The 24,826-nt window shown below is 61.1% G+C and carries 24 protein-coding genes; 19 read left to right on the forward strand and 5 right to left on the reverse strand.

What is annotated here, in order from left to right; genetic code table 11:
* Positions 1-96 precede the first annotated feature (96 nt).
* Both AB5Y67_RS08120 and AB5Y67_RS08125 read left to right on the forward strand, forming a co-directional pair.
* On the forward strand, positions 97-2,022 hold the full coding sequence (locus tag AB5Y67_RS08120) for an FAD/NAD(P)-binding protein (protein WP_123172766.1): 1,926 nt from the start codon (positions 97-99) through the stop codon (positions 2,020-2,022).
* A complete protein-coding gene (locus AB5Y67_RS08125; protein ID WP_123172765.1) occupies positions 2,019-3,224 on the forward strand; it encodes a cytochrome c in 1,206 nt (401 codons plus the stop codon). Before AB5Y67_RS08120 ends, AB5Y67_RS08125 begins: the two co-directional genes overlap by 4 nt.
* Positions 3,225-3,312: 88 nt before the next feature.
* Here AB5Y67_RS08125 and AB5Y67_RS08130 read toward each other — a convergent pair whose 3' ends face one another.
* The 3 genes from AB5Y67_RS08130 to AB5Y67_RS08140 form a co-directional block, all read right to left on the reverse strand.
* A complete protein-coding gene (locus AB5Y67_RS08130) occupies positions 3,313-3,648 on the reverse strand; it encodes a DUF3634 family protein (protein ID WP_005353195.1) in 336 nt (111 codons plus the stop codon).
* Positions 3,649-3,754: 106 nt separating this feature from the next.
* Positions 3,755-4,723: a nucleoside hydrolase gene (locus tag AB5Y67_RS08135; protein WP_040067899.1), complete on the reverse strand. Its 969-nt coding sequence runs from the start codon at positions 4,721-4,723 to the stop codon at positions 3,755-3,757.
* Positions 4,724-4,941: 218 nt separating this feature from the next.
* Positions 4,942-5,235: a hypothetical protein gene (locus AB5Y67_RS08140; protein WP_005353197.1), complete on the reverse strand. Its 294-nt coding sequence runs from the start codon at positions 5,233-5,235 to the stop codon at positions 4,942-4,944.
* Between the two features lie 212 nt (positions 5,236-5,447).
* On the opposite strand from AB5Y67_RS08140, the gene AB5Y67_RS08145 reads away from it, so the two are divergent.
* Genes AB5Y67_RS08145 through AB5Y67_RS08160 form a run of 4 tightly spaced genes read left to right on the forward strand, consistent with a single transcriptional unit; the run spans position 5,448 to position 9,227 of the window.
* Complete coding sequence (locus AB5Y67_RS08145; RefSeq protein ID WP_199427237.1) at positions 5,448-6,893, forward strand: coniferyl aldehyde dehydrogenase; 1,446 nt, start codon at positions 5,448-5,450, stop codon at positions 6,891-6,893.
* 11 nt (positions 6,894-6,904) lie between these two features.
* Entirely contained in the window at positions 6,905-7,525 is a 621-nt protein-coding gene (locus tag AB5Y67_RS08150) for a TetR/AcrR family transcriptional regulator (RefSeq protein WP_040067903.1), read from the forward strand.
* Entirely contained in the window at positions 7,506-8,024 is a 519-nt protein-coding gene (locus AB5Y67_RS08155) for a hypothetical protein (RefSeq protein WP_199427238.1), read from the forward strand. Before AB5Y67_RS08150 ends, AB5Y67_RS08155 begins: the two co-directional genes overlap by 20 nt.
* 18 nt (positions 8,025-8,042) lie before the next feature.
* Complete coding sequence (locus AB5Y67_RS08160) at positions 8,043-9,227, forward strand: iron-containing alcohol dehydrogenase (RefSeq protein ID WP_199427239.1); 1,185 nt, start codon at positions 8,043-8,045, stop codon at positions 9,225-9,227.
* Between the two features lie 3 nt (positions 9,228-9,230).
* Here the strand turns inward: AB5Y67_RS08160 and AB5Y67_RS08165 are convergent, their stop codons facing one another.
* Complete coding sequence (locus AB5Y67_RS08165) at positions 9,231-9,536, reverse strand: hypothetical protein (protein WP_150389372.1); 306 nt, start codon at positions 9,534-9,536, stop codon at positions 9,231-9,233.
* 194 nt (positions 9,537-9,730) lie between these two features.
* Here AB5Y67_RS08165 and AB5Y67_RS08170 point away from each other — a divergent pair, with 194 nt between their 5' ends.
* The 10 genes from AB5Y67_RS08170 (at position 9,731) to AB5Y67_RS08215 (ending at position 19,978) form a co-directional block, all read left to right on the forward strand.
* Positions 9,731-9,991: a GNAT family N-acetyltransferase gene (locus AB5Y67_RS08170; RefSeq protein ID WP_005337747.1), complete on the forward strand. Its 261-nt coding sequence runs from the start codon at positions 9,731-9,733 to the stop codon at positions 9,989-9,991.
* Positions 9,978-10,568 carry a nucleotidyltransferase family protein gene (locus AB5Y67_RS08175; RefSeq protein ID WP_199427240.1) on the forward strand — a complete coding sequence of 197 codons (591 nt, stop codon included), beginning with the start codon at positions 9,978-9,980 and terminating at the stop codon, positions 10,566-10,568. The genes AB5Y67_RS08170 and AB5Y67_RS08175 overlap by 14 nt, the downstream gene beginning before the upstream one ends.
* A 71-nt stretch (positions 10,569-10,639) precedes the next feature.
* Entirely contained in the window at positions 10,640-12,463 is a 1,824-nt protein-coding gene (locus AB5Y67_RS08180; protein ID WP_368207656.1) for a SulP family inorganic anion transporter, read from the forward strand.
* A gap of 121 nt (positions 12,464-12,584) precedes the next feature.
* Positions 12,585-13,946, forward strand: coding sequence for an MATE family efflux transporter (locus AB5Y67_RS08185; protein WP_199427242.1), 1,362 nt, complete (start codon positions 12,585-12,587; stop codon positions 13,944-13,946).
* Positions 13,943-14,554, forward strand: a complete 612-nt coding sequence (locus tag AB5Y67_RS08190; RefSeq protein ID WP_199427243.1) for a hypothetical protein — start codon at positions 13,943-13,945, stop codon at positions 14,552-14,554. Before AB5Y67_RS08185 ends, AB5Y67_RS08190 begins: the two co-directional genes overlap by 4 nt.
* A 275-nt stretch (positions 14,555-14,829) precedes the next feature.
* A complete protein-coding gene (locus AB5Y67_RS08195) occupies positions 14,830-15,045 on the forward strand; it encodes a YdcH family protein (protein WP_005337763.1) in 216 nt (71 codons plus the stop codon).
* Positions 15,046-15,207: 162 nt separating this feature from the next.
* The gene (locus tag AB5Y67_RS08200) at positions 15,208-16,401 is read left to right on the forward strand and encodes an extracellular solute-binding protein (protein WP_199427244.1); all 1,194 of its coding nucleotides are present in this window, start codon (positions 15,208-15,210) and stop codon (positions 16,399-16,401) included.
* On the forward strand, positions 16,398-18,536 hold the full coding sequence (locus tag AB5Y67_RS08205; RefSeq protein WP_199415895.1) for a diguanylate cyclase: 2,139 nt from the start codon (positions 16,398-16,400) through the stop codon (positions 18,534-18,536). The genes AB5Y67_RS08200 and AB5Y67_RS08205 overlap by 4 nt, the downstream gene beginning before the upstream one ends.
* Positions 18,537-18,675: 139 nt before the next feature.
* Positions 18,676-19,335: a YceH family protein gene (locus AB5Y67_RS08210; RefSeq protein ID WP_144715125.1), complete on the forward strand. Its 660-nt coding sequence runs from the start codon at positions 18,676-18,678 to the stop codon at positions 19,333-19,335.
* Between the two features lie 85 nt (positions 19,336-19,420).
* Entirely contained in the window at positions 19,421-19,978 is a 558-nt protein-coding gene (locus tag AB5Y67_RS08215; RefSeq protein ID WP_042057881.1) for a HutD family protein, read from the forward strand.
* Positions 19,979-20,092: 114 nt separating this feature from the next.
* Here the strand turns inward: AB5Y67_RS08215 and azu are convergent, their stop codons facing one another.
* Entirely contained in the window at positions 20,093-20,533 is a 441-nt protein-coding gene (azu, locus tag AB5Y67_RS08220; RefSeq protein WP_005337768.1) for an azurin, read from the reverse strand.
* A 335-nt stretch (positions 20,534-20,868) separates the two neighbouring features.
* On the opposite strand from azu, the gene AB5Y67_RS08225 reads away from it, so the two are divergent.
* From AB5Y67_RS08225 to AB5Y67_RS08235, 3 genes are all read left to right on the forward strand, one after another.
* Complete coding sequence (locus tag AB5Y67_RS08225; protein WP_199427245.1) at positions 20,869-21,915, forward strand: FAD:protein FMN transferase; 1,047 nt, start codon at positions 20,869-20,871, stop codon at positions 21,913-21,915.
* A gap of 159 nt (positions 21,916-22,074) precedes the next feature.
* The gene (locus AB5Y67_RS08230) at positions 22,075-23,721 is read left to right on the forward strand and encodes a tetratricopeptide repeat-containing response regulator (RefSeq protein WP_199427246.1); all 1,647 of its coding nucleotides are present in this window, start codon (positions 22,075-22,077) and stop codon (positions 23,719-23,721) included.
* 66 nt (positions 23,722-23,787) lie between these two features.
* Positions 23,788-24,750 carry an ion channel gene (locus tag AB5Y67_RS08235; protein ID WP_075115232.1) on the forward strand — a complete coding sequence of 321 codons (963 nt, stop codon included), beginning with the start codon at positions 23,788-23,790 and terminating at the stop codon, positions 24,748-24,750.
* Positions 24,751-24,826: the final 76 nt, after the last annotated feature.

Below are 24,826 nucleotides of genomic sequence, written 5' to 3' on the forward strand. Positions count from 1 at the left end.
TAGCGGTAGATTCGGCGCCCAATCCTGAACAGGATCTGTGTCTCCCTCCCATAATGAATCCACTTATTCATTACTTCTCCTAACACAGGGATAGCCATGAGTATTACACGCAGAGATTTTCTCAACGGCGTTGCCATCACCATTGCGGCAGGCGTCGCTCCCATCAATCTGCTCAAGGCTGCCGAAGGCGGCAGCACGCTGGCGGATAAAACCCTGGCCTACCCGCCCGCCCTCACCGGCCTGCGCGGTAACCACCCGGGCTCCTTCGAACCGGCCCACAGCATCGCCCGTGATGGCAAGCAGTATGATTTTGCCAATATTCCCCTAGAGGGAGAGTACGACCTGGTGATCGTCGGCGCCGGGATCAGCGGTCTGGCAGCCGCCTGCTTCTACCAGCAACTGCTTGGCGCGGATAAAAAGATCCTGCTACTCGACAACCACGACGACTTTGGCGGCCACGCCAAGCGCAACGAGTTCACCACCCCCGATGGCCTGCGTCTGGGTTACGGCGGCAGTGAGTCCCTGCAATCACCGCGTTCGGTCTACAGCCCGGTGGCACTCGGTCTGCTCAAGGCGCTGGAGGTCAACATCGACGAGCTGGCCGCCGGTTTCCAGCAGACCTTCTATCCGGATCTGGGGCTCAGCCGCGGCGTCTATTTCGACGAGAAGCACTTTGGCGTCAACAAGATAGTGAACGGGGATCCGGGCCACAACGTGGCGGATGATATCCCGCGCGATCGCCTGAACGGCCGGCCGCTGGCAGAGTTTATCGGTGACTTCCCCCTCGATGATGCCGACAAGGCCGCCCTGTTGGCCCTGCACGAAGCGAAGATCGACTACCTGAGCGGCATGACCCGCGAGCAGCAGGATGAGTGGGTGACTCGCAACAGCTACACCACCTTCCTGCGCGATAAAGTGGGTCTCAGCGAGCGGGCGATCACTTACTTCCAGCAGCGCACCAACGACTTCCAGGCGGTCGGCATCGACGCCACCGCCTGCGCCGATGCGCGCCTCTGCGCCTTGCCGGGTTTCGACGGCCTCAATCTGACGCCGCTGGATGCCGAGGAGCAGGCGGAGCTGGACGATCCCTACATCTTCCACTTCCCCGATGGCAACGCCGGTCTCACCCGCCTGATGGTGCGCAAGCTCATTCCGCAGGTGGCGCCGGGTCACACCATGCAAGATGTGGTGCTGGCCAAGTTTGACTACAGCAAGCTCGACCTGCCTGAGCACAAGGTGCAACTGCGCCTTGGCAGCACGGCGTTGCAGGCCAAAAACGTGCGCCTCGCCGACGGCAAGCTGGCGGTGGATGTCACCTACATCAAGGAGGGGAAACTGCATCGGGTGCGGGCCAAGCAGTCGATCATGGCTGGCTACAACATGATGATCCCCTACATGGTGCCCGAGATGCCGGAGCCCCAGAAGGAGGCGCTGCGCCAGAATGCCAAGGCGCCGCTGGTCTACACCAAGGTGGTGATCAAGAACTGGCAAGCCTTCGTCAAGCTGGGGGTACACGAGGTCTACTCCCCCGCCGCCCCTTACAGCCGGGTCAAGCTCGACTATCCGGTCAGCATGGGTGGCTACGAGCATCCCAAGAGCCCGGATCAGCCGATGTGCCTGCACATGGTCTATGTGCCGACCCTGCCGGGCAGCGGCCTCTCGGCACGCGAACAGTCCCGCAAGGGGCGCGCCATGATCCTCGGCATGCCGTTCGAGCAGCATGAGCAGATGATCCGCGAGCAGTTGCAGGGGATGCTGGGCAGCGCCGGTTTCAACCATGAGCAGGATATCCTCGCCATCACGGTCAACCGCTGGTCTCACGGTTACTCCTATGTCACCAACACCCTGTTTGATGACGAAGCGCAGTGCGAAAAATGGATTGAACTGGGTCGCCAGCCGATCGGCAACATCACCATCGCCAACTCGGATGCAGGCTGGAGCCCCTACGCCCACGCCGCCATCGACGAAGCGTGGCGCGCCGTCAACGAGCTGGTAGCCATGAGCAAGGGAGGTGCCCAATGAGCCGCGCCCTGTCACTGACCGCCAGCGCCCTGCTGCTGGCCCTGCCCGCCCTTGCCGCCAACGCAGCCCCCGCCATGTCTGCGGGGGAATACGTGGCCAAGCTGGGCGATTGCGCTGCCTGTCACACCAGCGAAACCAGCAAGCCGCTGGCGGGCGGCAAAGGGTTCCCGACCCCCATCGGCACCGTATTTGCCACCAACATCACCCCCGACAAGACCCACGGTATCGGCAACTACAGCCTGCCGGAGTTCATCAAGGTGATGCGCGAAGGGGTGGCCCGCGATGGCCATCGCCTCTATCCGGCCATGCCCTACACCGCCTACGCCAAGATGAGCGATAAGGATCTCGAAGATCTCTATCACTACCTGATGAAGGAGGTACAGCCGCTGGCTATCGCCAACAAGGAGAGCGACATCCCCTGGCCGCTCAACATGCGCTGGCCGCTGATGGGCTGGAACTGGATCTACCACGATGACAGCCGCTTCACCCCGGTGGCGGGCAAGAGCGAAGAGTGGAACCGCGGCGCCTATCTGGTGCAGGGTGCCGGTCACTGCGGCAGCTGCCACACTCCGCGCGGGCTTGGCATGCAGGAGAAAGCGCTGACCGAGGCGGATCCTGTCTACCTGAGCGGTGCGGCGCTGGATGGCTGGTATGCCCCCGATATTCGCGGCAGCCGTTACAGCAAGCAGGCGCTGATCGATCTGCTGAAAACCGGCCGCAGCCAGCATGAAGCGGTCGCGGGCCCCATGGGGGAAGTGATCACTCACAGCAGCCAGTATTTCAGCGACGCAGATCTGGCCAGCATCGCCACCTATCTCACCGATCTGAAAGATGAACCGGTGGCGGAGAAAGGGGCCCGTGCCTACGCCAGTGCCAGCGGCAAGGCGGACTACGCCATGTACTGCTCCACCTGTCACGGGGTCAACGGCAAGGGCAATGACCACGTCATCCCCTCGCTGGTCAACAACCGCACCGTGCTGGCGAGCGATCCGTCGAGCCTGATCAACGTGTTGCTGCACGGCGCCGAAACACCGGTCACCCACGGCCATCTGGGTTACCACATGCCGGGCTATGGCTGGACCATGGATGACGAGCGGCTCGCCGAGCTGGTCAACACCCTGCGCGCCTCCTGGGGCAATGAAGGCACCGCCGTCAAGGCGGCGGCGGTCAAGGCCCAGCGCGAGCTGCACGGCAAGGAGTAAGGGCTGTCAGCTCTCTCTTGGCCAAGTGCCATAAAAAACGGGCCTCCACTGGAGGCCCGTTTGCTATTGATGAACCACGTTCCGGTGCTTATCCCTTGCGGGATTTGGGCCCCGGCAGCGGCGCCGTTGGCTGGCGGTAATCGCCATAGGGGAAGATATTGCGAAACCGCTGGGCCACCGGCTCGGGGATAGAGCGGGAGAAGATCAACTTCACACCATCGCCATCGCGCTGCCCCACAATGCGACCGCGCACCGTATCGTGGCGCAGGATCTGCTTGGCATGCTCAATAAAAGCGGGTGACACCTTGCCCTGCTTGACCACTACCTTGCCGGGGGCAAGGCGGATTTCGAACAGGGCACCACGCCCAAGCTTCATCAACCACCAGATCAGCGCAATCGCCACAATCAAGGAAATCCAGGCCATCTTCATCCCTCCCAAGCTCTTGATATCAGGCAGTATAAGCGGCCGTGCGCTCCGATTGTTTGGCGCCGATCACAGCCCCCGCGTCAGCGCAATAGCGCCTCTTTGCTCAGCAATCCTTGCCCCAGCCCACCAGCGTCTCGCGATAGAGTGCCAGCAAGGCTTTATCGCGCACCGCCACCCCGACCTGCTGCGGGCGATAGGCTGCCCAGTCATCGTGGGAGTGGCGTTTGCCATCGAACTTTTGCAGGGTGTGGCCGATGGCCGGGCCGCTGGTGATAACCCGCACCGGCCCTTCCCGCAGGGTAAAGAGGGTCGGGTCAATGACATAGGCGATGGCGGACGGGTCGTGAACGTGGCAACCGGAGAGCCCCAGCTTCTCGGAGTAGAAGCGCAGATAGAAGCGGCTGACATCCCACAGGAAGCGGCCCGGCTCCCCCGCCTTATCCCTGAGTTCATCCAGATAGGCGCTGCTGAAGAAGCTCTGCTGGGTCACGTCCAGCCCGATGATCACCAACGGCCAGTCGGCGGTAAAGACCCGGTCGGCGGCATCGGGATCATCGTGAATATTGGCCTCGGCATAGGGGGTCACGTTGCCACGATGGCCGTTGACGCCAAAGGCGCCGCCCATCACTACCACCTGTTTCACCAGCGAGACAATCTCGGGCGCCTGTTGTAGCGCCAGCGCCAGATTGGTGAGCGGGCCGATAGTGACGAGGGTGATCTCCCCCGGCGCGGCTTTCACCGCCTCGACAATATATTGCCAAGCGGGGCGAGGATCCGGAGCGATAGTCACCTCCCCCGCCTCCATGTCGCCAAAGCCGCTCGGGCCGTGGACTATGGTGGTAGGGCCGACCGGCTCGCGCAGCAGCGGGGCAGCCGCACCTTTGGCCACATCCGCCTTCATGCCGTACTTCTGCTTGAGCCAGAGGGCGTTGCGGGTGCCATTGTCGATGGTGGCGTTACCAAAAACAGTGGTGATGGCGAGCAGCTCGATGGCGGGATGAGCCTCGGCAAACAGGATGGCCATGGCATCGTCGATACCCGGATCGGTATCCAGAATGATTTTATGGGTCATGAGAAATTCCTACGGTGACAAACCCTTCGGCAAAAGGGAGAGTCTACCCGGCTGACGCCCCCATATCCCGGCATGGGATCACAGAGCGGGCCTTTGCTCCCGGCAGCGGGGCGCTGCTGGCGACAATTAGCATATAAAACGCGGCCCTGTTGCCAGCGCCGCGCCCTTTATCGTTGTTCGTTATCTGCTATCTGGCAGTGATCTGCCTGACCGGATCCTCAGTGTTTGCGGTGCCAGCGCGGTGAGGTCGCCTTCTCCCCCCAGGGAGTGACGCAGGGGAGCAGAGCCCCTTCAATCACCATCTCGCTGCCTGCCAGCGCCTCGGCGATCTTCTGGTGCAGCACCCGCAGTACCTTGCCCTCGTGCTCGGCCAGCGAGTGGCCCGCAGCAAAGAATTCCGGCTGATATTGCAGTGCCAGCTTCTGGGCGAATTCGTAGGTGTTGAAGCAATCCGGCATCCGCTCAACCACATCTTCAAGCCGGGCCAACAAGCTGTTCAGTTCCCTGGTCATAGTGCTCTCTCCGTGTAGGTTAATAGCCAAAAACTACCCCTTATTAGATAAGCCACCAACGAGCAAACCACAAAAGTGTGGGGAGACACACAGTTCTCTCTTGCGTCTGGCTCGTGGTGAACGGCAGACAGCTTGCCAGCTTTACATTCCGGTAACAAACAGCTAGATTTAGACCGACTAATCAGTCGGTCATTTTTCATGCGGAGAACAACATGGGTGCGGCGCAGCTTCAACACACTCCTGAGGATATCCTCGCCATCAAATTGTCCCTGCCGGATCAGCTGGCGCGGCTCAAGCGGGCGAGTCTGGCTCATCCCATGCCTACCCTGGCCGAGCGCCGGGCGCAGCTGACCAAACTCAAGCAGGCGTTGCTCGCCCACAAGGGGCAGCTGTGCAAGGCGCTGGCGGCAGATTATGGTCAGCGCAGCCACTACGACAGCCTGATCGCCGATGTGCTGCCCTGCATCATGCAGATCAACTACACCCAGAAGCGGCTCAAGCGCTGGATGCAACCCCACCGCCGTCACACCGGCCTGCTGCTGGCCCCCGCCAAAGTGGAAGTGCACTTTCAGCCGCTCGGGGTGGTCGGCATTATCGTGCCGTGGAACTTTCCGGTGATGCTGAGCCTTGGCCCCCTCATCACCGCCATCGCGGCGGGCAACCGGGCGATGCTGAAACTCTCCGAGTTCACTCCCCATACCAATGCCGTGCTGCGCACCATGCTCACCAGCGTGTTTGACGAAAACGAGATCGCCATCATCGAGGGGGATGCCCAGATGGCGGCGGCGTTCAGCTCACTGCCGTTCGATCACCTGCTCTTTACCGGCTCCACCATGGTGGGCAAGCTGGTGATGGCCGCCGCCGCGCCCCAGCTCACCCCCCTAACCCTTGAGCTGGGTGGCAAGAGCCCTTGCCTCATCGCCCCCGACATGCCGGTCGCCACCGCGGTCGAGCGGATGATCTTCGGCAAGAGCCTCAACGCCGGGCAGATCTGCGTCGCCCCCGACTATGTGCTGCTGCCCCGCAGCGAGGTGGATAACTTTATCGCCGCCTATCGCCGCCACTTCAGCAAGCTCTACCCGCAGGGGCTCAATAGCGCCGACTACGGCGCCATCATCAACGACCGCCAGTATCAACGTCTCGTCAGCTGGCTCGATGAAGCCGAGCAGGCGGGTGCCCAGCTCCACCCCTGTGGCAGCCCGGCCCGCGATGACCAGCGTCGCCTGCTGGCGCCCCACCTGCTGACCGGAGTGCCGGGCCAGTGTCAGGTGATGCAGCAGGAGATCTTCGGCCCGCTGCTGCCGCTTATCCCCTACGACACCCTGGAGGAGGCGCTCACCTATGTGGCTGAGCGGCCCCGCCCGCTGGCCCTCTATCTGATGAGCTTCGACCCCGAGCTGCAGGCGCGAGTGACCCAGGAGACCCACTCCGGCGGCATGGCGATCAACGAGAGCCTGTTTCAGGTGGCGGCCGACGATGTGCCGTTTGGCGGCATCGGCGCCTCCGGCATGGGCCACTACCACGGCCACGAGGGGTTTCTTACCTTCTCCAAGGCGAAAACCGTGCTGACCCGCGGCAAGTTCACCACCGGCTCCCTGATCCATCCCCCCTACCACAGCTGGATCCAGAAGCTGATGATGGCCTTCTTCCTGCGCTGATGGAGATGACCATGAACCAGGCTATCCCGCAGCCACAAAACATGACCGACAAGCGCCGCCAGATCCTGGATGCCGCCCTCGCCCTCTGCGCCGAAGATGGCCTGCAGGGGGCCGCCACCGCCCGTATCGCCAAGGCGGCCGGGGTGGCCAACGGCACTCTGTTCCACCACTTTCCGAGCAAGGAGGCGCTGATCCTCGCCCTCTATCAGGATGTGAAAACCCGGATGGGGAGCGCCATCCATGAAGCAGATCCCACCCTGCCGCTGTACGACCAGACCCGCCACTACTGGCAGCTGGCGATGGAGTGGATGCAGGCTAACCCCAATGAGCTCAAATTTGTGCTGGGTTTCTTTCACTCCCCGCTGCTGGCCAGACCGGCCCGCAGCCAGATCCTGAACGATGCCCTGCGCTTTCTGCCTGCCCTGCTGGCAAAGGGGCAGGCCAGCGGCGAGCTGATGCAGGCTCCCGCACCACTGTTGCTGGAGGTGTGTCAGGGCCAGTTCCTCGCCTGCGCATCACTGTTTGTCGATCAACCGGAGCTGGGACAGGACGACTACTGGCAAGCCAGTGCCTTTGCCCTCTTCTGGTCAGCCATCTCAGGAGCCAATCCCCATGCAAACACGGATGTTTGAACCTGCGGCCGCCCTTGGCCGCCGCCTCTGGATCACCACTCTGCTCTGGGTGGTAGGTCGCACCCTCTGCCGCGCCGCCCGTACCGATGAGGCGGTACGCCGCGAATTGGCGCCTTTGCCGGACGGGTTGGCAATCCGCCTCGAAGTGGGCGGCATCGGCTACGCCATGAACATGCACAAGCAGGGTGGCCGCTGGTATCCCGGTGCGCCAGTCGCCCCCCATGCCACCATCCATCCGCTGCGGGTGCGCTTCAAGCATCCCAATATCGCCTTTCGCGCCCTGAGTTTTCGGCTCGGGGTCAATCAGGCATTTGGCGAAAACCGGCTGCTGGTGGAGGGAGACCTGACCGTTGCCATGCATCTGGTGCGGGGGCTTGAGCAGTTGCAGTCCCTGATCCTGCCCGCCTTTATCGCGCGGCCGCTGCTGCGCCACTATCCCGCCCCGACCAACAAGATCAGCCGGGCCTGCAACATCTATCTGGGTCTGGTGACCGGCTAACGCGCAAGGAGCCTTGAAATGAGCCGCTATTACGATTTTTTCTGCCCGGTCAAACTGCTGGCCGGTGAACAGGCGCTGGAGCAACTGGCCAGCGAGCTGGCCAGCCTCGGGGCCCGTCGCCCGCTGCTGCTGACCGACAAGGGGGTCAATGCCACCGGCCTTGCCACCCTGCTGGCCAATGTGCTGGCCGAGGGGGAGCTGCCGGTTGCCGCCATCTGGGACGAGATCCCGGCCGACTCTTCCACCGCCGTGGTAGAGCGGATCGCCAAACGCTATCGCGAGCTCGACTGCGACAGTCTGGTGGCGCTGGGGGGCGGCTCGGTCATCGACACCGCCAAGGCAGTCAACATTCTCACTTCCATGGGGGGGGATCATCTGCTCGACTACTCGGGCGCCGGTTGCCTGACCCGTCCCCTCAAGCCGCTGGCGGTGGTACCAACCACAGCGGGCACAGGATCAGAAGTGACATTGGTTGCAGTGATCAAGGATGAGACGAGCGGGCGCAAGGTGCCCTTCACCTCACCCTTCCTGCTGCCCCAGCTGGCGGTGTTAGACCCGCGCCTGACCCAGGGGCTGCCCCTCAATATCACCGCCGCCACCGCCATGGACGCCATGACCCACGCCATCGAGGCCTTTATCGGTACCGCCAAGAACCCGGTGAGCGATGCGCTGGCCCTGATGGCAGTGGAGAAGATCGCCAGCGCCCTGCCGCAAATCATCCACGACCCGCAAAACAAACTGCTGCGGCTGCAGCTGGCGGAAGGCTCCACGCTGGCTGGCATGGCTTTTTCCAACTCTATGGTGGGGCTGGTGCACGCCCTCGGCCACAGTCTGGGAGCCCGCTGCCATCTGCCCCACGGGCTGTGCATGAACCTCTTTTTGCCGACCGTGCTCGACTACAACCGCCCCGAGGTGGATAGCGAGCTGGCCCGGCTGCTGTTGCCGCTGGTGGGGGCAGAGCGCTTTGCCGCCACCCCGGCCCATCAGCGGGCGGAGGCGACCATCACAGCCATTCGCACCCTGCGCGACACCTTGTGGCAAGCGGTCAAGCTGCCGCGCACCATGAGCGAGGCAGGGGTAAGCGATCGCTCGCTACTGACCGAGATCCGCGATCTGGCGGTCAACGACGGTGCCCTGCTGTTCAATCGCAAGGACGCCGACCGTGAGCAGTTACTCACTCTGTTGGAGCGAGCCTGGGCCTAGTGGCTAATCGGCTACAACCTCACAAATAAACTGGAATGGCGCATCAGGATGGTGCGCCAACAATAAAAAGAGTTGATCAAAATCATCTTGGTTCTTTTTGCTCGCTCGGTTGTGGCTATACCAAATAGCCCCCGTATCCCCCATCCACAATGAGATTCTCCTGGCCAACAACAGCCGAATTTTTCTATTTTTACCTGCCATTTCAAACTGAGCCTTGAGTTCAGGGTTGGATGCATCAGAAATCGCAATCTGCCGCTGATCTGGGCTGTTCTGACTTTGAGCCAACACCTTCCGGGTAACTTTCAACATTACCGTGTCCATTTTTACCTCTTCCGAACTTGCTGATTATTGCCACATCGATTCGTGCCAAGATAAAAGCCAGAGAGCAAGAGCTGGCTCAATAATCCTGATAACAATCGATACATCATCCACTATCTGTTCTATACCTTGGCTAACAGTTATGTTGTGCCGAGAGACCCAACTTTATGCCAGAGGTGCCCACCATGAGCGACATCATCCATCAGGCCAACCAGCAGCAGTTCATCTGTATGGTGGAGGGAAAAGAGTCGAGACTGCGCTACCGGCGGCTCGACGCCAAGACCATCGACGCATACAGCACCTTCGTGCCCCCCGAGCTGCGGGTGCAGGGGATTGCCGATCAGCTGGCGCGCGCCTTCTTCAACTGGACTCAGGCGGAGGGGCTCACTATAGTGCCGAGCTGCCGCTACATTGATGTCTGGTTACGCCGCAATGCCAACAACTGAACCTCTGAACTCCGCCCTCGAACAGCAATTCCAAGCCAAAACAGAAGCCCTGCTGCGGGCCGATCCGCAGCGGATAGCCTGCCTGCAAGCCGCGGCCGAGCTCAATCTGCCCGACTGGGCGCTGGGAGCCGGTTTTATCCGCAACCTCATCTGGGATCACCTTCACCACAAGGCGGTGCCCACCCCGTTCAACGATATCGACCTTATCTATCTCGATAAAAGCGACCCGCAAGGGCTGGCCGAAGCGGAGCACGAAGCTTGGCTCGCCAAACGCCTGCCCGGCCAGCAGTGGGAAGTGCGCAATCAGGCCCGCATGCACACGCGGCAGCTGGTGGCGCCGTTTGCCAGCAGCCTTGAGGCGCTCAGCCACTGGGTCGAGGTGCCCACCTGCATCGGCGTACGCCTCACCCGGGATGGCGAGTTCGAGTGGCTTGCCCCCTACGGCTTTGCCATCAACTGGTCGCTGCAAGTGAGTGCCAACCCCAAATGTCGCCAGGACAAACAGATTTTTACCCAGCGCATCAAGGAGAAACGCTGGCAGGCTATCTGGCCTGACCTTCAGGTAAACTGGCCATAACCTGATTGCAATCTTTCGATAACCTTGGGCACACTAGGGGAAAAGCTGGTTGTAACTCAATGGGTTAAATAATGCGCGACTTCTTCTCTCTCGAACGCTGGCTACCGGGCCTCGCCGCCCTGCTGCATTACCAGCGCGCCTGGTTGATGCCAGATCTTCGCGCCGGACTCTCGGTGGCGGCCGTGGCACTGCCCGTCGCCATCGCCTATGCCGAGCTTGCCGGGGTGGGTGCCATCGTCGGCCTCTACTCCTGCATCCTGCCCATGCTGGTCTACGCCCTGTTTGGCACCTCCCGCCAGCTGATTGTCGGCCCCGATGCCGCCACCTGCGCGGTCATTGCCGCCGTGGTGACGCCGCTGGCCGCAGGCGACCCCACCCGTCACTGGCAACTGGTGATGACCATGACCGCCATGACCGGCTTCTGGTGCCTGATTGCCAACCGTTTCAAGCTGGGGGTGCTGGCGGACTTTCTCTCCCGCCCGATCCTGATGGGGCTGCTCAATGGTGTGGCCATCACCATCATGGTGGGCCAGCTCTCCAAGATCTTCGGCTTCACTTTCAGCGAACGTTACCTCATCGAGCGGATCGCCAGCGGGGCCACCTATATCACCCAGACCCATCTGCCGACCCTGGCCATGAGTCTGGTGGCCCTGCTCACCCTGCTGCTGGCCAAGCGCTACAAACCGGCATGGCCCTCCTCCATGGTGGCCATGGTGGTGACCGCTGCGCTGGTGTGGGGCTTTAATCTCGGCCAGTTTAATATCGCCACCCTGGGGACGGTGGGCTCCGGCCTGCCCGCGTTCCAGATGCCGGAATTTCCCCCCGGTCTGATGCGGGAGCTGGTACTGCCTGCGCTTAACCTGGCCATGGTGAGCTTCGTCTCCATGATGCTGACCGCTCGCAGCTTTGCAGCCAAAAACGGTTACGAAATCGACGCAGACAAAGAGTTTCGGGCCCTCGGTATGGCCAACCTCGCCTCGGCGGTCTCCCAAGGCTTTGCCATCAGCGGAGCGGATTCGCGCACCGCGGTCAACGATGCCAACGGCGGCAAGAGCCAGCTGGTCTCCATCATCGCAGCGGCGGTGATCGCCCTCATCACCTTCTATCTGACGGCGCCGCTCAAATATATACCCACCGCCGCCCTCGGGGTGGTGCTGGTGATGGCCTCCCTGTCGCTCACCGATTTTCGCGGTCTCTGGGCCCTGCGTCACTCCGATCGCTCCGCCTTCTGGCTAGCGCTGGTCACCTTTATCAGCGTGCTCACCATGGGGGTGATCCCGGGGATCACCCTCGCGGTTTTGCTCGGCTTGTTCCAGTTCCTGCGCAATGTGATGCGCCCCACCGACCAGCTGCTTGGCATGGATGACGAGGGGGTGGTGCGTACCCTGGGGGACAACGAACAGGCCAAGGCGATCCCGGGTATTCTGGTCTATCGCTTCAACTCGCCGCTCACCTACTTCAATGCCCCCTATTTCAAGCGGCGGGTGCTGGCCCTGCTGGTGCAGGATCCCCGAGCCCCCAAGTGTCTGGTGATCGATGCGGTCGCCTGCTTCACCCATCAGGACATCAGCGTGATGAGCATGGTGGGAGAGCTGCACAAAGAGCTGAAACGGCGCGGCATCCATATGGTGATGGCGGGTCGCCACGGCCAGATGACTCACTGGCTAAAGCAGGCGGGCGTGCGGGTCGGCGATGAGGGGATCATCCTCTGCCCCGACATGTATCAGGCGCTGCGCCTGACCCGCTGCTACCGCGAGCCGGTGTTCAAGGATGATGCGGTGGTGGAGAGCACCACAGATGCCATCCGCTCGAATTGGCCACAGGATGATGCCCTGCCCGACTCGGCTCGCCTCACCCTGCCAAGCGAACAGGAGGCGGGCGCCACGCCTGCCTGACCCCTTGGCCTGCTCCCCTGGCCGGTGCAATCCTGCACAAGGATTGCACCGGCCTTGGCCTTGGTGTTAAATGCGCCCCCAGAGGGCACTCCCCCGTGCCCTCCCAGCTGTTGGACATGCCATGCAATCTCAATCCCATGCAGGCCCGGGCACGCTCTTTGCGCTGACCTGGCCGCTCTTTATCGATCTCGCCCTGCACTTTCTGACCGGTGCCCTCAACACCTTCATGGTGGGTCACGTCTCCTATCAGGGAGTGGCCGCGCTGGCGGTCGGCAATCAGGTGTTCGATCTCGCCATCACATTGTTCAGCTTCGTCAGCATCGGTACCAGCGTGGTGATCACCCAGTATCTGGGGGCAGGCGATCGGGAGAAGAGTCGGGTGGTGATCCACACCGCCATCGGCTTCAACCTGCTGATCGGTCTGGTAGCGGCCATTGGCGTGATGGCGGGGGCCAGCACCATGCTGGCGCTGATGAACCTGCCTGCCAACCTGATGAGCGACGGGACGCTTTACTTGCAGATCATCGGTCTCTGCCTGTTGCCGGAAGCGGCAGCCCTCTGTCTGGCAGCCACCCTGCGCGCCCACGGCCACACCCGTCAGGCGATGTATGTGACCCTCATCGTCAACCTCATCACCTTCGTTGGCAACCTGCTGCTGCTCTACGGCTGGTTCGGCCTGCCCCAGCTTGGTGTCGCCGGTGTCGCCATCAGCACGGTCACGGGGCGACTGGTGGGTGTGGTGCTGCTGGTGTGGCTGGTAGCCCGCAAGACCAGTATTCGACTGGTGGTGCGCGATATCGTCCATCCCAGCCGGGAGATGCTGGGCAAGGTGCTCCATATCGGCCTGCCGGCGGCGGGGGAGAACCTCTCCTGGATGCTGCAGTTTATGGTGGTGACAGCCTTTGTCGGACTGCTGGGTGACAAGGCGCTGGCGACCCAATCCTACTTCTTCCAGATCTGCCTGTTTATCCTGCTGTTTGGCCTCTCCATCGGCCTTGGCAACGAGATCATCATCGGCCATCTGGCGGGGGCCAGACAGTTCGATCGCGCCTATCAGCAGCTGCTCAAGAGCCTCAAGCTGGGGCTGGCGGTCACCTGCGTCATCGCCGTGGCGGCAGCCCTCAACGGCCGCACCATCATCAGCCTCTTTACCGATGATGCCGACATCATCACCCAGGTGGCGCAACTGTTTCTTATCAGCCTTATCCTCGAGCCCGGCCGCACCTTCAATCTGGTGGTGATCAACGCCCTGCGGGCCACTGGGGATGCCCGTTTCCCCCTCTACATGGCGTTGCTCTCCATGTGGGGAATTGCCGTGCCACTCTCCTATTTCCTCGGTATCATGCAGGGTTATGGACTGGTCGGTATCTGGCTGGCGCTGGCCTGCGACGAGTGGGTGCGCGGTCTGGCCATGTTCTGGCGCTGGCGCAGTCGTCGCTGGCAAAACAAAATTCTTGTTGAAACAAAAGCGGAATCACAATGAAGAAGATAGGACTCTTGCTGGCTGCCATCCTGCTCAGCCCCCTGGCCATGGCGCAAACTGCCCCTGCCGCTCCCAAGGCTCAAGCCACCCAGACCTGGTATGTGGCCCCCATCGCCATCGATGAAACCAGCGACGCCCAGAAGGCGCTGACCAAGGACTTCATGGCCCAGATGATCAAGACCATCAAGATCAACGAGTACCAGACCGGCAAGGCGGTGGGCAACACCAAAAAGCCCAAGTGGCTGATCCGCACCAAGCTGCTCCCCGCCAGCAACGAACCACTGGTCGGCAAGAAGCACCCGCAGGGTCTCACCTACGGCAAGGGCAATCCGACCCAGGAGATCGTCGGCGAGCTGCTGATGAACGGCACCCTGGTGGCCCACATCGGCCAGGGCTGGCGCGAGCCTATCGTCCCGGGCACGCCGGTGGCCGAAAAGCTCTCCATTGCCAACTATCGCTACGCCATCGGGGATCAGGCCAAGTCGGCGGACCTGGAGGAGCTGGCGGCCCAGATTGGCTTTGAAGCGGGCAAGGTGATCCACCGCGATGGCAAGCCGCTGCCCGAGAAGAAAAAGAAAAAAGAGCAAGCGGACGAAGAGAAAGAGTAACGTCGCTGCATCCATAAAAAGGGGCCATTCGGCCCCTTTTTTGATCCTGCGCCCTCACGCCAACACTGCCCCTGTTGTGACTTGTCGCACAGTTTGGCTCACCATTCAGATTGATAAATCACTTATCTTGTTTTGATTCAACAAGTTATAAATATCCCGCCGAATACTCCAAATCATTGCCCCCAAATCCGATCAGGATCACATTTATCCCCGGCACTAAGGGGTAGCTTTGGTCTTACAGGCACAATCAAACGAAACCAAGGAGGCTCCATTACATGTTCCCAGAGTACAGAGAACTCATCTCGAAACTGAAGAGCAGTGATGTCCATTTCCAGAAGAAGTTTGACTTGCACAACGACCTGGATGCGGAGATTAGAAAGTTGGAAAAGCATCACGCCAGCGACTATAGCGCCGAGGTGAGAGATCTGAAAAAACAGAAACTCAAACTGAAAGAGGAGATATACGACATCCTCAAACAACATCCACAATAGATGCCTCGAAGAATATGCGGATAAGCAATTTATCCTCCAGCCCGGCCCACGCGCCGGGCTTTTTGTTGTTTCAGTCAATTAGTTGACACCCGAGCCTACCGATCTTGCCGGTAGTTTGTTACATTTTTCCCTTGGAATTCAGGGAATAACGGTGATGATAACATGAGCAGAAAACGATCTTTTTATCATCTCTTGCTGCTTTGCCTGTTCGCATTGAGCCACCCCCTGCAGGCTCAGGAGCCTGAACTGGAGCTGTGGCACTCCCAGCAGGCCGGTTACGTGATCGACGACGTGATCGCCCGCTTCAATCAGGAGGGGAACCACAGAGTACGGGTCACCCAGATTGAGCCGGGCAAGATCAAGGCGGATCTCCTGCTGGCGGCTCAGGCAAGGGGGCTGCCCGACCTGATGCTGATCCCCTCCGATTTTATCGGCCTCTATCGCCAGATGACCCTCGCACCCCTCCCGGCCGAGTGGTTTTCCCCCGCGCTGATGGACAGCGCCTTGCGTTATGTCACCCTGGATCGGCAACGCTGGGGCATGCCCATGATGCAGGGCAACCATCTGATGCTGTTTTACAACAAGGCGCTGGTCTCGACTCCGGTGACCCAATGGCAGCAACTGACAGCTATCACCCCGGCCCTCAAGGCCAAGGGGGTCGACCCCGTCAGCTGGCCCTATCACGACATGTACTACTTCGCCGCCTTTTTACATACCTTTGGCGGCTCGCCGGTGACCGAAGGGCGCATCTCCCTCGACAGCCCGGCCATGGTGCAGGCACTGGAGGCCTACCGCACCGTCGTCAGCGAACAGTGGGTCGATCCCGAGTGCGACTATGACACCGCCCTCACCCGCTTCAATGAGGGCAAGAGCGCCTACCTCATCAATGGGGACTGGGCCTTCAACGATCTGGTGAAGAACATGGGGGATAAGCTGGGCGTTGCCCTGCTGCCCCGCTGGCAAAGCCATCCCATGCACTCCATGAGCGGCGCCTACGTGATGGGAGCCTCCCGCTGGGCGATGGACGATGAGGATCGGCAACCCGTCATCAAGGCATTGATGGCCTTTATCCAGCGTCAGGATATTCAGCAGTCCATCTATCATCAGGGGGCGCTGCTGCCGGTCAATCAGCAGGCTTTTACCGCCATCAGCCGCCGTCCCACGCCTCAGGAAAAAGTGCTGCTGGAACAGTTCACCCTCAGTACCCCCATGCCCTCCGACAGCGCCATGTCCATCGCCTGGCAAGCGATGGAGAAAGGGTTCGAGCGCTTTAAAGAGGGGATCAGTGCCGCCGACACCGCCCGCTATATGCAGCAGCTGGCCGATCAGCAGTACCGGCAGGTCAAAACACCATGAAACATCGCACCTTTCGGCTCGGCCCGACCCTCATCATCATCCTGTTCACCGTCGCCTTGCTGCCGGCACTGCTGGCCAGCACTGTGCTGCTGATCCGCCAGCACCAAATCATCGCCCAGAGCGAGCAATCGCAGCTGGAGCGAGCCCTCACCAGCATGACCCGCGAGGCCCGCTTTCGCAGCGAGCTGATCGGCACCCAGCTCAATCAGCTCAGCCAGGATCGGGTACTCCATCAGGCCCTCGACAACTTTCTCTTCTCCAGCCATGCCCGGCTGGCGCTGGCCACCTTTGTCAAATCCAACAGCCTGCTCACCTCGGCCTACCTCATCGATGACAAGGGGTTGGTGGTGGAGTACATCAATGGCCAGGCCTCCCACCTCGAGTCGAGCAACCTGATGCCGCAGCTGATGGCCTGGGGCAAGACCCGCGAGGCAAAACAGGGCAAGCATCTGCTGCTGCCCGTCGATGATCCCGTGCTGGTCGACGACATGGAGCAAAACCGCAGCGGCGGGCTGGCGCTGGTAGCCCCCATCTATCGCAACCACCAGCGAGCAGGGGTGATGCAGACCCCTTCCGGCTTCGTGATGGCCATTCTCCCCTGGCGGCAGATGGCCCAGTTGCTGGAACCCTATCTCAAGGGGAGCGAATATCTGGTGATCTCCCAGGGCGAGAACCGTCTCTACGAAGGGGCTCACCAGAGCGCCAACGCCATGGATGACAGGGAGCCAAGCAAGATGGCGCAGCCCCTGGCCATTGGCTGGCCCCAGCTGGAGCAGGAGATCACCCCCACCATCACCCTCTACAGCTACAGCAATGACAGGGTCAGCGAGCTCAACAAATCCCAACAGCTGCTGACCGTCAGCATCGCCGTCATGTTGCTGCTGGTAGCCATCGGCTGCGTCTGGCTCACCCGCTGGCTCACCCGACCGCTGCGCTCGCTGGCCGCGCTGGTGCGCAGCTATGGCAAGGGCAATTACCAGCAACGGCAGGCGCCGCTGCGCTTTGTGGAGTACGACGAGGTGCGCCAGTTGCTGCAGGAGATGGCCAGCACCATCTCGGATCAGGTGCGGGCGCTCTATCAGCAAAATGAACAGCTGCAGCAGGCCAATAGCGAGAAAGAGGCCTTCAACCAGCGGCTGCTCGGCTTCAACGACGAACTGGAGCAAGAGGTTGCCTCGCAAACGACCGCCCTGCGCTCGGCCCTGAGCCGGGAGGAGCGCAGCCGCCATATCCTGCAATCCTGGTTGCAATTCGGTCTGCACCAGCAGCTGGATATCGATATTGCCGAGCTGGCCAGCTCCGCCCTGCTGCAACTCTCGCAGCTCTATCCTGGCCACCGCTGGGGACTGGTGATCCGCCGCGATGGCCAGCCCCACTACTCCCTGACCCAGGGGGTCGATGCCCCCTTGCGGGATGCCCTGCAGGAGAAACTGGCTCAACTGATGGATGAGGAGGTCAAACACTCCGAATGCCAGTGGGATAACGCACTCTGGAAGATCATGACTCTGCCCGGTAGCCAAAGTGGCGTGCTGTTTGGTTATCTGATGGTGAGCGCAGAAGGGCTGGAGTCCGAAGACAGGGCCATCTTGCGGCTGTTTGCCAAGCAGTTGGCGGTGGGCATCGAGGGGCGCCTCTTCACCGACGAACTGGCGCGGGTCGCCCGCACCGACAACCTCACCGGGCTGCCCAACCGGCAGGCGTTCGAAGAGGCCTTCCACCACTATCAAGCAGTGCTGGCGCGCCATCCGGAGCGTCACCTCGCCCTCTTCATGCTCGATCTCAACGGCCTCAAGCGTACCAACGACCAGTATGGGCACGAGGCTGGCGACGCCCTGCTAATCCAGATGGCTCGCCAGCTGCGCACCCTCTGCCGTCAGGATGAGAAGATTTTCCGCATCGGCGGCGACGAGTTCGTGCTGCTGGCGGAGGCGGATCACCTCGCCAGCCAGCTGCTGGCAGGTAGACTTGAGGCAAGCCAGCAGCACGCCATCGTGCAGCATGGGGAGCACAGCTTCCCGCTGCGTTTTGCCATCGGCTGGAGCAGCAGCGACCAGACCCCGCTGGCGGAGCTGAGCCGGGTGGCTGACGATGCCATGTATGCCAATAAGGCGCGCTTCTATCAGGGGCAGCGATAAAAAGCAGAGGTCCGTGGCGTTGGCGAGCCTTTCGCCAACGCCCTGATCAGCTCGCAAAAATGGCGCGCAACGCTAGACGCGGCGCGGACCATGACTAAGATAGGGGCTCTTGATGTCTCGATTTGGAAGGGAGTAGGAAATGGAGTTAGTACTTGGCCCACTGGAAGCCCGCGTCATCGGCTGTCTGATTGAAAAAGAGATCTGCACCCCGGATCAATATCCCCTCTCCCTTAATGCACTGGTCAACGCTTGCAACCAGAAGAGCAACCGCGAGCCGGTGCTGGAGCTCTCCGAGCTCGATATCCGCGCCGTGGTGGACGAGCTGATCCGCAAGCGGCTGGTGGTCAACACTGCAGGCTTCAACGCCCGGGTGCCCCGCTATCAGCACAGATTCTGCAACACCGAATTTGGCGAGCTGAAATTCAGTGCCCAGGAGCTTGGCATCGTCTGCGAACTGCTGCTGCGCGGCCCGCAAACCCCGGGGGAGCTGCGCTCGCGCACCAACCGCCTCTGCAGCTTCGATGATGTCACCGAGGTGGATGCGGTGCTGACCCAGCTCATCGAGCGTGGCCCCTACGTGGTCAAGCTGCCGCGTGAGCCGGGCAAGCGCGAATCCCGCTACGCCCACCTGTTTAGCAGCGAAGTGGATATTCAGGCGATGATGGATGCCGCCCCCGCCGCGGCCTATGCCTCCCCTGCTGCCGACCGTCTGAGCGAGCTGGAGCTGGAAGTGAGCGAGCTCAAGAGCCGTCTCGCCGCCATGGAAGCGCGGCTGGCTGCGCTGGATGGTCAGGGCTGACCGCCTTTACCATCGCCACTCTCTATCAGGGAGCCGGGGCAGATGTCCCCGGCTCCCTGCGTTTTTTCATCGTGAGGAAGTGCCCGTGATCACCCTGATTAAAGAGTCTGACCACCAGAAGATGCCCTGGAAAAACCAGCAGGGCACTACCAGCCAGATCCTCATCTCTCCCAAGGGGAGCAGCCTTGCCAAACTCGACTTTGACTATCGACTGAGCTCGGCCCCCATCAAGAGCGCGGGCCCCTTCTCCCCCTTTCCTGGCTATCAGCGCATTTTGCTGCCGGTGAGCGGGGCTGGCTTTGTGCTCAATGGTCACCCCTACGCCACCTTCGAGGCGGCGCACTTTAGCGGCGATGAGGAGACCCACTGCGAGTTGCTGAAAAAAGAGGTGACCGATCTGGGGCTTATCTACCATCCGGATCGCATCAGCGCCAACGTGCGGGTACTGAACCTCCCCTTCCCGCTGACCCTTACCCTCGAGCCAGAGAAGACCTACCTCTGTCACCTGCTGAGCGGCCAGCTGGCCGTGCAGGGCAAAGAGGTGGCCATCAACGAGACGCTGGTGGTGACCGGGGAAGAGAGCATTCACTTCGAATGCCAGAAGAAGACCGCCATCGCCTTCTTTACCCTGCAGGCCAAATAGCGCAAAAGTCGGCGGTGTGCAGTCATGCCACGCCACACACAAACAGCAGAGATGAAAAAGCCGGGAAATCCCGGCTTTTCTATTGAGGCAACCGGCTCGATGCCGGTCAACACCTTAGTTGACCTTGAAGGAGCCCTTCATCATGGCAAAGTGGCCGGGGAAGGAGCAGAAGAAGGTGAGATCCTTGCCCGCCAGACCGTCGGTCTTGAAAGTGACGCTGCTGCTCTCGCCGCCGCCGATCAGCTTGGTGTGAGCCAGCACACGGGGATCATCCTTGGGCAGATAGCCGTTCTCGGCCCCGGCGCTCATCCCGGCAGTTGCCACGGTCTGATAGTCGGCGGTGCTGGCCAGCACCCAGTTGTGACCCATGGCGGTCACGGGCAGCTTGCCGGTGTGGTTCAGGGTGACTGTCACCTCCTTGCAGGTAGCCGGCACGCTCATCTCTTTGAGGTTGTACTGCATGGCATCATTGCCTTCAATGACCAGTGCACACTCATCCGCCAGCACGGGGGCAGCCAGGGTACTCAGAAACAGCAGGGTAATCGCCTTTTTCATCATCTTCTCCTTTGATTGGCAATGGATGGCAACGACTTGGCGGATGCGGTGAACGCTTCGCAAAGATGCCGTCTAAATCGACCTTCATTTTACTCAGTTGTCTTCAATCGGCTATGGCTTTTGGCCAAAGCTGCGGGCCAGGTCACCAGACGGTGCTCTACTCGCCACTCTCTCCCTCACGGATGGACGATACGACCCGCTCCCGCCACAGGTTCAAAACTGTTTAATTTTTTCTGCTCTTTTCCCTCCGATTGCCCCTATCAGGGCTCGCCCGGCGGGCGCCCCTTGGCTAAGCTAGCGCCCCGATATGAACCTTCTCCAAATGAGAGCGCCGGATGAATGCGATAACCCCCGTGGCGGCCATGCGCGGCCTGCTGCTGACCCTGCTGCTGGCGCTGGCCGGCTGCCAGCCCACCCCGCCTGCCCAGACCTGTATTCAGGGCAAGACCATGGGCACCTACTATGTGGTGACCCTGAGCGATAGTTATCCCGGTGGGGAGCCCGCCCTCAAAAGTGACGTAGAAAGTTTGCTAGCCCGGATGAACAAAGAGATCTCCACCTACGATCCGGGTTCGCTCATCTCCCGTTTCAATCAAGGGCCCGCCAACACCCCGTTTGCCATCCCGCCCGCCATGGCCATCATAGTCCAGCAGGGGATTGATGCCGGGAAACTGACCGACGGCAAGCTGGATGTGACCGTGGGGCCTCTGGTCAATCTGTGGGGCTTTGGCCCGGACAAACGGCCGGTCAAGCGGCCCGATGAGGCAGCCATCGCCGCCGCCCGCCACAAGGTGGGCATCGACAAGCTGACCCTGACCCCGCAAGGGGATCACTTCCTGCTCGAAAAAACGATCCCGGATCTCTATCTCGACCTCTCCACCCTTGGCGAGGGGGCCGCCTCTGACGAGATTGCCGCCCTGCTCGAAGGCAAGGGGGTACACAACTACCTGATCGAAGTGGCCGGTGCGGTGCGTAGCAAGGGCAACAACAGCAAGGGCTCGCCATGGAAAGTGGCCATCGTCGAACCCTCCGATCAGCCGGGAGCGTTTTCCGATATCGTCATCCCCAACGGCATGGCGCTCAGCACCGCGGGCAGCTATCGCAACTACTACGAGCTGGATGGCCAGCGTTACTCCCATATCATCGACCCCGCCACCGGCCAGCCGGTCACCCACAAGCTGGTCTCCGCCAGCGTCATCACCCCGACCGCGCTGGAGGCCGATGCTCTCGATACCGCGCTGATGGTGATGGGGCCTGAAGCGGGGTTGGCATTTGCCAAGCAGCACCAGCTGGCTGTCTATCTCATCATCAAGACCAAACAGGGGTTCAAGGCCGAGTACACGCCGCAATTTGCTCCCTATCTGGCAGAGAAAAAACGGTGAGTTCAAGGCCCTGGCAACAGGGCCTTTTTCTTTCACTCATCGCGGACAAAAGGCGGACAAACGGAGATGGTTCGCAATCGACAACTTGGCCAATTGCCTCTTCGGGCGCTTTGGTGGCACACTTTCTCCCATCAGCCCGCAGCGCCTCGACTCAGACAGATGCAGACACCTGAACAAGAGCCAGAAAAAAAGAGCCCAGCCAAGCCACAACGCATTCTGATGGTCAATGAGCAGCGCTCGTTTCAGGTGATGATGAAGGCGATGCTGCTCAATCTGGGTATCAGCAACATCACCTACTCCAATACCGCCGAGGATGCGCGGCGACGCTGCCAGAAGAGCAGTTTCGACATCTATCTCATCGATTACGATCTCGGGGTTGGCGAAAATGGTCGCCAGCTGCTCGAGAGCCTGCGCGACAAAGATCTGATCCCGCCCCAGAGCGTGGTGATCATGGTGAGTGGCGACAGCTCCCGCGCCATGGTACTGAGCGCGCTGGAAGCCGAGCCCGACGAATACCTGATGAAGCCCTTCTCTCAGGAGCAGTTCTCGTTTCGCTTGAAGCGTGCCCTCGCCCGGCGCAACGCCCTGGCCAGCGTCTTTACCGCGCTGGCCGATGACAATCTGGCAGCCCTCATTACCGCCTGTGCCGAGCGGGCCGATGCGGTCCCCCGTTTTGCCAACTACTGCCGCTGCCTGCAGGCCGATACCCACCTCAAGCTGGGTCAGGCGCAAGAGGCGCGCGCCCTGATGCGCCAGCTGCTGGCCGGGCAGGAGAACAGCTGGGCCCGCCTGACACTGGGCAAGGCGTGCAACACCCTGGGGCTCCACGAAGAGGCGGTCAGCCATCTGCAGGCGACCCTCAAAAATACCCCGCTGATGGTGGAGGCTCACCTCTGGCTGGCAGAATCCCTGCTGGCCCTTGGCAATGACGAGCAGGCGCAGCAGGAGCTGAGACGGGCGGTGGATATCTCCCCCCAGTCGGTGCAACTCTCCCGACGACTGGCGGAGGTGTGCCTGCAGCGTCACGACTACGCCCAGGCCAAGGATGTGCTGATGTCGCTGATCGACCTGTCACGCAACTCCATTCACCGCACCCCCCATTATCTGGGGGCCTATATCCAGACCCTGACCCTCTACGCCCTCAACAGCAACGACAGCTACCACATCGCCAACCTGCAAAAGCAGGTCAATTCTGCCCTGTCGCGCATCCGCGATTCGCTGATGATGTCGGAGTTCAACTACCCGGTGTTCGAGCAGATCTGTCAGGCCCGGGTACAGATTGCGCTGGGGGAGCTGCTCAAGGGCAAGAAGATGCTCTATCGCGCCAATCAGAACTGGCTCGATGAACCTGCCACCATGCCCCCCGCCCTGCTTGGCGAGACCATCCTTGCCCTCTATCAGCTCGGCGAGTTCGAATATGCAGAGAGCCTGCAGGGGCTGCTGGCGGAGGACGAAGATCGGCTGCTCACCACCTGCATTCAGGCAACCCGGGATGACAAGACGGTGCTGGAGCGGCGTCAGCGCTACCAGCAGCTCAACGATCTGGGGATCAAGGCCTATCAGAGCGGCGAGCTGGAGCAGGCCCTCGGCCATTTTCGCGAGGCCCTGCGCCGCGCCCCCGCCAATACCGGTGCGGCTCTCAACAAGATCCAGGTGCTGCTGCAACTAATGCAGAAAAACCGCAAGAGCCCGGAGTTTGGTGCCGAGTGCAAGGACACCCTGGACGTGCTCGACGGCATCCCCCTCAACCCGGCCCAGCAGGAGCGTTTTCGCAAGCTGCGTCAGGAGTTCAACCAGTTCAGCTAAGACGCCGCCGCGCCCCCCTTTCCCCGCCTATGCTGAAACCAGTTCGGCAATGCGAGGGAAACGAAGATGGCGATGTGTCGTTATCTGGTGGCCGATGGCCGCCACTGCAGTGAAGAGGCTGGCGATCACGATCTCTGCCACTGGCATGATCCCCACCATACCCATCAGGAAGCCCGCAGCGCCGAGGCGCTTGAACAGTACGTTCGCGCTGGCGGACTCTGCCACGGCCTGCAGCTGTCACGGGCCAATCTGGCGGGTCTCAATCTGGTCAACAAGGAGTCCGATCAGGGATTTTTGCTGGAGCAGTGCAACCTCTATCGCGCCAACCTGCGCGGTGGTCACCTCTACGGCCTGCGCATGAAGGGCGGCAGCCTGATGAAGGCCGATCTCAGTGATGCCAACCTCCAGTGCGCCACCCTCGATGACGTCAACCTGCTCGGCATCCGCTGGCACAACACCCGGCTCGACAACATGCAGACCGGCAAACGGGTGATGCAGGATCGCAAGGGGCGCCGCGAACGGGATCCCAAACAGGCGCGCATCTGGTTCAAGGAGGCGGAAGAGACCTACCGGGATCTGCGCAAAGCCTCCGAGGCACAGGGGATCTTCACCATGTCCGGCAACTATATCCAGCAGGAGCTCACCATGCGCCGCCTGCAACTGCCGTTCTGGTCGACCCAGCGCTTCACCTCCTGGGTGGTCGATCTCTTCTGCGGCTATGGCGAGGCCCCGATGCGGGTGGTGCTCTTCTCGTTGCTGCTCATCTTTATCTGCAGCATTTTTTACTTCTTCTGCGGACTGCATTTTCAGGGCGAGCACCTCATCTACCAACCCGGTGCCCCGCTCGAGCAAAATGCCATCTTCCTGCTCGAATGCCTCTACTACAGCGTGGTCACCTTCACCACATTGGGGTACGGCGACTTCACTCCGGTCGGTCTCTCCAGGATCTTCGCCGCCTTCGAGGCCTTCACCGGCAGCTTTACGCTGGCGCTGTTTGTGGTGGTATTCGTCAAAAAGATGACCCGCTGACACCTCTGCCCACCCCGCGGTGCCTGCCACTGACGCAGGCCCGCGGCCAAACTTGCATCCACCGCCGATTCCTAGT

Source organism: Aeromonas sp. s12 (assembly GCF_040907925.1).
GTDB lineage: Bacteria > Pseudomonadota > Gammaproteobacteria > Enterobacterales > Aeromonadaceae > Aeromonas > Aeromonas veronii.

Coding starts and splice junctions, on each gene's coding strand:
- AB5Y67_RS08120 (WP_123172766.1), top strand. CDS start 97: ATGAGTATTACACGCAGAGATTTTCTCAACGGCGTTGCCATCACCATT.
- AB5Y67_RS08200 (WP_199427244.1), top strand. CDS start 15,208: ATGAGCAGAAAACGATCTTTTTATCATCTCTTGCTGCTTTGCCTGTTC.
- AB5Y67_RS08195 (WP_005337763.1), top strand. CDS start 14,830: ATGTTCCCAGAGTACAGAGAACTCATCTCGAAACTGAAGAGCAGTGAT.
- AB5Y67_RS08210 (WP_144715125.1), top strand. CDS start 18,676: ATGGAGTTAGTACTTGGCCCACTGGAAGCCCGCGTCATCGGCTGTCTG.
- AB5Y67_RS08175 (WP_199427240.1), top strand. CDS start 9,978: ATGCCAACAACTGAACCTCTGAACTCCGCCCTCGAACAGCAATTCCAA.
- azu (WP_005337768.1), bottom strand. CDS start 20,533: ATGAAAAAGGCGATTACCCTGCTGTTTCTGAGTACCCTGGCTGCCCCC.
- AB5Y67_RS08125 (WP_123172765.1), top strand. CDS start 2,019: ATGAGCCGCGCCCTGTCACTGACCGCCAGCGCCCTGCTGCTGGCCCTG.
- AB5Y67_RS08235 (WP_075115232.1), top strand. CDS start 23,788: ATGGCGATGTGTCGTTATCTGGTGGCCGATGGCCGCCACTGCAGTGAA.
- AB5Y67_RS08155 (WP_199427238.1), top strand. CDS start 7,506: ATGCAAACACGGATGTTTGAACCTGCGGCCGCCCTTGGCCGCCGCCTC.
- AB5Y67_RS08145 (WP_199427237.1), top strand. CDS start 5,448: ATGGGTGCGGCGCAGCTTCAACACACTCCTGAGGATATCCTCGCCATC.
- AB5Y67_RS08185 (WP_199427242.1), top strand. CDS start 12,585: ATGCAATCTCAATCCCATGCAGGCCCGGGCACGCTCTTTGCGCTGACC.
- AB5Y67_RS08180 (WP_368207656.1), top strand. CDS start 10,640: ATGCGCGACTTCTTCTCTCTCGAACGCTGGCTACCGGGCCTCGCCGCC.
- AB5Y67_RS08130 (WP_005353195.1), bottom strand. CDS start 3,648: ATGGCCTGGATTTCCTTGATTGTGGCGATTGCGCTGATCTGGTGGTTG.
- AB5Y67_RS08205 (WP_199415895.1), top strand. CDS start 16,398: ATGAAACATCGCACCTTTCGGCTCGGCCCGACCCTCATCATCATCCTG.
- AB5Y67_RS08230 (WP_199427246.1), top strand. CDS start 22,075: ATGCAGACACCTGAACAAGAGCCAGAAAAAAAGAGCCCAGCCAAGCCA.
- AB5Y67_RS08135 (WP_040067899.1), bottom strand. CDS start 4,723: ATGACCCATAAAATCATTCTGGATACCGATCCGGGTATCGACGATGCC.
- AB5Y67_RS08165 (WP_150389372.1), bottom strand. CDS start 9,536: ATGTTGAAAGTTACCCGGAAGGTGTTGGCTCAAAGTCAGAACAGCCCA.
- AB5Y67_RS08160 (WP_199427239.1), top strand. CDS start 8,043: ATGAGCCGCTATTACGATTTTTTCTGCCCGGTCAAACTGCTGGCCGGT.
- AB5Y67_RS08140 (WP_005353197.1), bottom strand. CDS start 5,235: ATGACCAGGGAACTGAACAGCTTGTTGGCCCGGCTTGAAGATGTGGTT.
- AB5Y67_RS08190 (WP_199427243.1), top strand. CDS start 13,943: ATGAAGAAGATAGGACTCTTGCTGGCTGCCATCCTGCTCAGCCCCCTG.
- AB5Y67_RS08150 (WP_040067903.1), top strand. CDS start 6,905: ATGAACCAGGCTATCCCGCAGCCACAAAACATGACCGACAAGCGCCGC.
- AB5Y67_RS08225 (WP_199427245.1), top strand. CDS start 20,869: ATGAATGCGATAACCCCCGTGGCGGCCATGCGCGGCCTGCTGCTGACC.
- AB5Y67_RS08170 (WP_005337747.1), top strand. CDS start 9,731: ATGAGCGACATCATCCATCAGGCCAACCAGCAGCAGTTCATCTGTATG.